Genomic DNA, 6,020 nt, shown 5'->3' with positions numbered 1-6,020 from the left:
CAGTGGAATGGCAACGCCATCATCCGCACGACACCTTCACTTTTGGCCCTCTATAGTCTCGTGACGCTGTGGGCGGGAGATGTTCTCAGCCAAACCACGCGCCCTTACGCGGCGGCATGGTACAGGAAAACCGATCTGACATTCACAGATGCGATTGGCGCTGTGCGTCTCGTTTTGTGGAGCGACGATCTTTATCGACACTCACCGTCAAACCTGGAAATGCATAAAATACCGCCAGGGCGACTTGTCCGTATGGCGCAGGCGATTTGCTTCGCCGCATAATGTACAAAGTCAAGCTAAGGGATGAAGATATTATGAATGAAGCCGATGCATTGGATATCTTCCAGGCGGCGATCTGGACGGTGCTCGTTTCCGCGGGCCCGGCAGTTCTCGCGGCCATGATCGTCGGCCTCGTCATCGCCTTGATCCAGGCGCTGACCCAGGTGCAGGAGGCCACATTGACCTTCGTGCCGAAGATCGTCGCCGTCATGGTGACGGTCGGCATCACGGCCCCCTTCGTCGGCTCGCAGATCTCGATCTTCACCAACCTCGTCTTTTCCCGAATTCAGTCGGGATTCTAAAACATGACGCGCAAAACTGCGCAGCGGTTTTGCGATCACGACATGTGCAAGTTAAGAGCTAAAGCGCAAAGAGCTGATCCCAGAGATTGCGATGCGCTTTAGGACGGTGGCGTCGGCCAGAGGCCATTCTCGCGCAAGCTTCGCCTTTTAATGATCTGACCGAATAGGGCAAACGGGTCAGCCGTTTGCCCCCTCTCATGAAGAGACGGAACCGGTCGATGGCGCAACCACCCGCAATAGCACTTCCCAAAGCCAATCCCAGCATGCGTGATATCGGGTTCGCCCTCGGTATCATGGTCATCCTGTGCGTGCTCTTCCTGCCGATCCCGCCATTCCTCATCGATATGGGCCTGGCCTTCTCGATCGCGCTCTCGGTGCTGATTTTGATGGTGGCGCTGTGGATCAAGAAGCCGCTGGAATTCTCATCCTTCCCGACCATCCTGCTGATCGCGACCATGACGCGTTTGTCGTTGAACATTGCGACGACGCGCGTCATTCTTTCGCACGGCTATGAGGGACATGATGCGGCCGGCGGCGTGATCGCCGGTTTCTCCAGCCTGGTGATGTCCGGCGACTTCGTCATCGGTCTGATCGTCTTCATGATCCTGATCACCATCAACTTCATCGTCATCACCAAGGGCGCGACGCGTATCGCCGAAGTCGGCGCGCGTTTCACCCTCGATGCCATCCCCGGCAAGCAGATGGCGATCGACGCCGACCTGTCGGCCGGCCTGATCGACGAAAAAGAAGCGCAGCGCCGCCGCCGCGAGCTGGAAGAGGAAAGCTCCTTCTTCGGTGCCATGGACGGTGCCTCGAAATTCGTGCGCGGCGATGCCGTCGCCGGCCTGCTCATCACCTGCATCAACATCTTCGGCGGCATCATTATCGGCTATTTCCGCCATGGCATGCAGATCGGCCAGGCGGCTGACGTCTTCGTCAAGCTTTCGGTCGGCGACGGTCTGGTGTCGCAGATGCCGGCGCTCATCGTCTCGCTCGCCGCCGGTCTTCTCGTTTCGCGCGGCGGCACCGCCGGCTCCACCGACCAGGCCGTTATCAATCAGTTGAGCGGCTATCCGCGCGCGCTCGCCGTTGCCGCGATCCTGATGGGCATCCTGGCCGTCATGCCGGGCATGCCCTTCGTTCCCTTCCTCATTCTCGGCGGCCTGATGGCAGGCGGCGCCTGGTTCATCCCGCGGCAGGCCGAAGCCGAAAACAAGCTTCGCCGCGATGCGGAGGAAAAGAAGGTGATGCAGTCGAAGGAAATGGAGAAGGATTCGGTCAAGTCGGTTCTGACGACCTCGGAAATCGAATTGGCGCTCGGCAAGATCGTCTCCACCCGCCTGCTCGGCGCGCATCAGGAATTGGCTTTCCGTGTCGGCAAGATGCGCAAGAAATTCGCGACGCAATACGGTTTCGTCGTGCCGGAAATCAAGGTGACGGACGACATCGCCATTGCCGACAAGTCCTATCAGATCCGCATTCACGGCACGACGGTCGCCTCCAACATGTTGCGTGTCGGCGAAGTGCTCGTCGTCACGGGTTCGGGCCGCAAGCCGACCGTTCCGGGCGACGAGATTCGCGAACCAGCCTTCGGTATGCCCGCTGTCTCGGTCCTCGAAGCCTTCACCGAGGATTTGAAGCGCGAAGGCTTCCAGCCGATCGACAATGTCTCCGTCGTGCTGACGCATATGAGCGAAGTCATTCGCAACAACCTGCCGGCACTTCTCTCCTACAAGGACGTAAAGATCCTGATCGAGCGCCTCGATCCGGAATACAAGAAGCTCGCCGACGAGATCTGCTCGTCACATATGTCCTATTCCGGCCTGCAGGCGGTCCTCAAGCTGCTGCTTGCCGAACGTGTCTCGATCCGCAACCTGCACCTCATTCTCGAAGCCGTTGCGGAACTTGCGCCGCATGTGCGCAAGACGGAGCAGATCGTCGAGCATGTGCGCGTGCGCATGGCGCAGCAGCTCTGCGGCGACCTTGCCGACAATGGCGTGCTGCGTGTTCTCCGCCTCGGCAGCAAGTGGGATCTTATCTTCCATCAGGCGCTGAAGCGCGACCAGAAGGGCGAGATCGTCGAGTTCGACATCGATCCGCGCAATCTGGAAGAATTCAGCGAGCAGGCAGGCAAAGTTATCCGTGAATACATGGACCGCGGCTTGCCCTTCGTGCTTGTCACATCGCCGGAAACGCGCTCCTATGTGCGCATGATCATCGAACGCCTGTTCGCGACTCTGCCGGTCTTGTCGCATGTGGAATTGGCCAAGGGGATCGAGATCAAGATTCTAGGTTCCATTTCATGATAACAGACCCCCAGGGCACCATTCTGGCGTTGTTTCTCGCCTTCTGCCGCATTGGCGGCTGCATCATGGTGCTACCGGGGTTTTCGTCGGGCCGCGTGCCGCAACAGGTTCGGATCCTGCTTGCGGCCGCCTTGTCGATGGCAATCCTGCCGCTGCTTTGGAACACGATCTATCCGGAAGTGTCCAAAGGCGGCGCCACCTATATCGGCCTGATCTTCACCGAAACGGTGATCGGCCTTATGTACGGCATGATGGCGCGGCTCTATACGCTCGGGCTGCAATTCGCCGGCACGGCCATATCGATGCTCATCGGCTTCAATGCGCCCGGCGGCATGGACATCATCGAAGAATCGAACGAGACGTCGCTCACCAGCCTGATCAGCTTCTGCGGACTGATGATGCTGTTCATTATGGATTTTCACCACCACGTCCTGCAGGCGCTGGTCGATTCCTATTCGGTCGTTCCCTTCGGCGGCCATATCGATGCGCGCGCTTCGCTGGTATCGGTGGCCGATACGCTGGAGGCCACCTTTTTCATCATGCTCCGGCTGGCGAGCCCCTTCCTGCTCTATGGTCTGATGTTCCAGATGTCGATCGGCTTCATCAATAAGCTGGCGCCGCAGATCCCGATCTATTTTATCTCCACGCCCTATCTGCTGATGGGCGGGTTGTTCATGCTCTATCTCAGTATCGCGGCGATCGTCAGTCAGTTCTCCGGCGCCTTCCTGAGCGTCTTCAACGGGCATTAGCGGCGTAAGGCGGAAGCGATGGCGGAAAAAAGCCGGTCCGAAAAATTGAAGCGCCTCGTCGCCGTACAGCGCCATCTCGAGCGGATAGCGGAAAACGAGCTTGCGGATACCACCCGCCAGCGCAACGAGGTCAGCCAGTCGATGGAAAAACTGATCGACGCGATCAGCTCGGCCGATCCGATACATATGGCATTTTCGGTGCACTATGCCGGGCGCTATGCCCGCCTGACGCTCAAGGATCAGCAACTTGACGGCATCCAAAAGCTGATCGAGACGAAAGTTCTGCAAGAGCGCACCAAGGCGGAGCGGTTGGAAGAGCATATGAAGGATGCCCGCGAACTGGAAATGCGCGAGGCGGACGATAATGCCGTCTACGATATCATCGATCAGCGCTTCGCGGGCGCAACGCCAGCCTCCAGCAAGGTTCAAAAACCATAATCCTCGTGATCTCAGAACAAGACGGCATATCCCCGAATCGCCGCCTTGCTCCGGATTCAAAAGATTAGAACGATTTTCATGCGTTCAAATGAATGCACGACGCTCTAACCGCTCGATTCGGCATGACCTTGCTCGATGGCTGCTTCACGCGTCGCGGGATCATGCTCTAGTGAAAGGAAACGTGACGTGGCTATCTCGCCTCCGAGTGATTTGGTCCTGGATGTCGTCAAGGCCGCCAATCCGGCCGACGTTCAGGCAGCCCAGGAAAAGCTCGCGGCCAACAGGGCTGCCTTTGCCGCCACCAGCCTGGCGGAAAACGGCAATGGTTTCGCCTCGACCGTGAGTGCGCTGGACAGCGCCGCAACGAAGGCCGGCCTCAGCAACGCCAACACGCATACGGCGCCGACAAAGGTGCCGCAGACTTATCATAAGTTCGAAGCGATGGTGCTGCAGAACTTCGTGAAGAACATGCTGCCGAACAGCGAAACGCTGTACGGCAAGGGCTCCGCCGGTGAAATCTGGAAGGGCATGATGGCCGAACAGCTCGGCAATACGCTCGCCAAGAATGGCGGCGTCGGCATTGCCGAGCAAATGTACAAGGAACAGGTTTCCAAGATGCGCAACACCGGCGCCGTCAATGCGGCGACCGATGAGAACGACAAGAAGATGGCGCTGAGTGCAATCACCGATTTCCAGCGAAAGACGCTTGCCGCAGCCGAGACCAATGGTGACAGCGATACGACCGTCACCAATCAAGATACGCTGACGTCCAAGAAAGTATGATCGGGGGCAGGACATGGAAGTAATTTCGAACGACTACCGGATAAAGTCGGTCCTTGGCCGCCTGGAAATGATCATCGATAACGAGAACAACCGCATCGGCAAAGATCCGGAATTCGATCTCAAAGTATCGAATGCGCATAAGAGCCGTTGCCTCTACGAATTGTCGATGCTGTTTCGCGATACCAATCCGGCCGAGCTTGCCATCTCGCATATCGAGCAGTTGCACGGGCTGAAGAAGAAGCTGATCTTGAACGCACGGCGCGTCGAAGCTCATCTCGAGGCCGTGCGTGCCGTCGCCGATATCTTGAAGAATGCGGTGCAGAACGCGGATGCGGACGGCACCTATTCGCAGGAGCAGTTCCGCGTCCGTGAGGCCGGATGATCAAGCTCGTCCTCACCGGCCTCTGGGTCTGCGCCGTAACGCTGGCTTCGGTCTATTTTTCGGTGCAGATGGCGACGGCGCCCGCGATCAATCCTGACGACGCCAAAAAGGCGCAGCAGGAGTTCGTCAAGGGCGAATCGATCAACGTGCCCGTCATCGCCAACGGTCAGGTGAACGGCTATTTCATCACCCGCATTTCCTTCATGATGGAGAAGGGCAAGGCGAACCAGCTCCAGACGCCGCTGACGGAATTAACGACGGACGAGCTTTATTCGCTGCTGGTGGGCAATAAGACGATCGACATCAGCCATACCGGCAGCTTCGATGTCGCCAGTTTCCGCAGCGATATCAAGAAGAACATGAACGAACGCCTCGGCGGCGACTATGTCGCCGACGTTCTGGTCGAACAGCTCGACTATCTCTCCAAGGATGAGATCAACAATGGCGATGGCGGCGGCAAGAGAACCGTCAAGCCGGTAAAGATCGTCCAGGGCGATGCAGCGCCCGACGCGGAGCCGAAGCCGGCACATTAGACCTGCTGAGACCGGTGATGGCCGCTCCCCTTATGGAGCGGCCTGCTGCGTTTGTCGCCCGAAACAGCGTTAACAAATCCCTGTTTTTCTTTCGCAATTCCAATCGATTTTCCTAACGGAAGCTTGGGATCGCTTTGCTATAAGCATCCTCAGCGATGCGTCCGATGTCACCGAACGGACAGACGGTGGAGGATTTGCGTCGAGAAGTTTGCCGGCGACGCGCGTATGAAGGCGTCTGCGGCAGGAGG

At 58.0% G+C, this 6,020-nt stretch carries 7 protein-coding genes and 1 pseudogene; all 8 read left to right on the top strand.

Annotated elements, in window-relative coordinates; genetic code table 11:
* Positions 1 to 282: pseudogene (locus tag PH547_RS24985) on the top strand (IS701 family transposase); the annotation flags it as partial.
* Positions 283 to 314: 32 nt separating this feature from the next.
* Positions 315 to 581 carry a flagellar biosynthesis protein FliQ gene (fliQ, locus tag PH547_RS24980; RefSeq protein WP_104822022.1) on the top strand — a complete coding sequence of 89 codons (267 nt, stop codon included), beginning with the start codon at positions 315 to 317 and terminating at the stop codon, positions 579 to 581.
* 218 nt (positions 582 to 799) lie between these two features.
* On the top strand, positions 800 to 2,887 hold the full coding sequence (gene flhA, locus PH547_RS24975; protein ID WP_104822023.1) for a flagellar biosynthesis protein FlhA: 2,088 nt from the start codon (positions 800 to 802) through the stop codon (positions 2,885 to 2,887).
* Positions 2,884 to 3,636: a flagellar biosynthetic protein FliR gene (gene fliR, locus PH547_RS24970; RefSeq protein WP_104822024.1), complete on the top strand. Its 753-nt coding sequence runs from the start codon at positions 2,884 to 2,886 to the stop codon at positions 3,634 to 3,636. Before flhA ends, fliR begins: the two co-directional genes overlap by 4 nt.
* A gap of 18 nt (positions 3,637 to 3,654) precedes the next feature.
* A complete protein-coding gene (locus PH547_RS24965; RefSeq protein WP_104822025.1) occupies positions 3,655 to 4,074 on the top strand; it encodes a hypothetical protein in 420 nt (139 codons plus the stop codon).
* A 186-nt stretch (positions 4,075 to 4,260) separates the two neighbouring features.
* The gene (locus tag PH547_RS24960; protein WP_104822026.1) at positions 4,261 to 4,857 is read left to right on the top strand and encodes a rod-binding protein; all 597 of its coding nucleotides are present in this window, start codon (positions 4,261 to 4,263) and stop codon (positions 4,855 to 4,857) included.
* A gap of 13 nt (positions 4,858 to 4,870) precedes the next feature.
* Positions 4,871 to 5,239: a hypothetical protein gene (locus PH547_RS24955; RefSeq protein WP_104822027.1), complete on the top strand. Its 369-nt coding sequence runs from the start codon at positions 4,871 to 4,873 to the stop codon at positions 5,237 to 5,239.
* Positions 5,236 to 5,772 carry a hypothetical protein gene (locus tag PH547_RS24950; protein ID WP_104822028.1) on the top strand — a complete coding sequence of 179 codons (537 nt, stop codon included), beginning with the start codon at positions 5,236 to 5,238 and terminating at the stop codon, positions 5,770 to 5,772. Before PH547_RS24955 ends, PH547_RS24950 begins: the two co-directional genes overlap by 4 nt.
* Positions 5,773 to 6,020: the final 248 nt, after the last annotated feature.

The sequence above is a fragment of the Rhizobium cerradonense genome, from assembly GCF_030182455.1.
Lineage (GTDB): Bacteria > Pseudomonadota > Alphaproteobacteria > Rhizobiales > Rhizobiaceae > Rhizobium.
This window is presented reverse-complemented; position numbering and strand designations above follow the sequence as displayed.

What these genes read in the sequence shown, in the direction of transcription:
- PH547_RS24955 (WP_104822027.1), top strand. Translation starts at nt 4,871, where the DNA reads ATGGAAGTAATTTCGAACGACTACCGGATAAAGTCGGTCCTTGGCCGC.
- fliR (WP_104822024.1), top strand. Translation starts at nt 2,884, where the DNA reads ATGATAACAGACCCCCAGGGCACCATTCTGGCGTTGTTTCTCGCCTTC.
- PH547_RS24965 (WP_104822025.1), top strand. Translation starts at nt 3,655, where the DNA reads ATGGCGGAAAAAAGCCGGTCCGAAAAATTGAAGCGCCTCGTCGCCGTA.
- fliQ (WP_104822022.1), top strand. Translation starts at nt 315, where the DNA reads ATGAATGAAGCCGATGCATTGGATATCTTCCAGGCGGCGATCTGGACG.
- PH547_RS24950 (WP_104822028.1), top strand. Translation starts at nt 5,236, where the DNA reads ATGATCAAGCTCGTCCTCACCGGCCTCTGGGTCTGCGCCGTAACGCTG.
- flhA (WP_104822023.1), top strand. Translation starts at nt 800, where the DNA reads ATGGCGCAACCACCCGCAATAGCACTTCCCAAAGCCAATCCCAGCATG.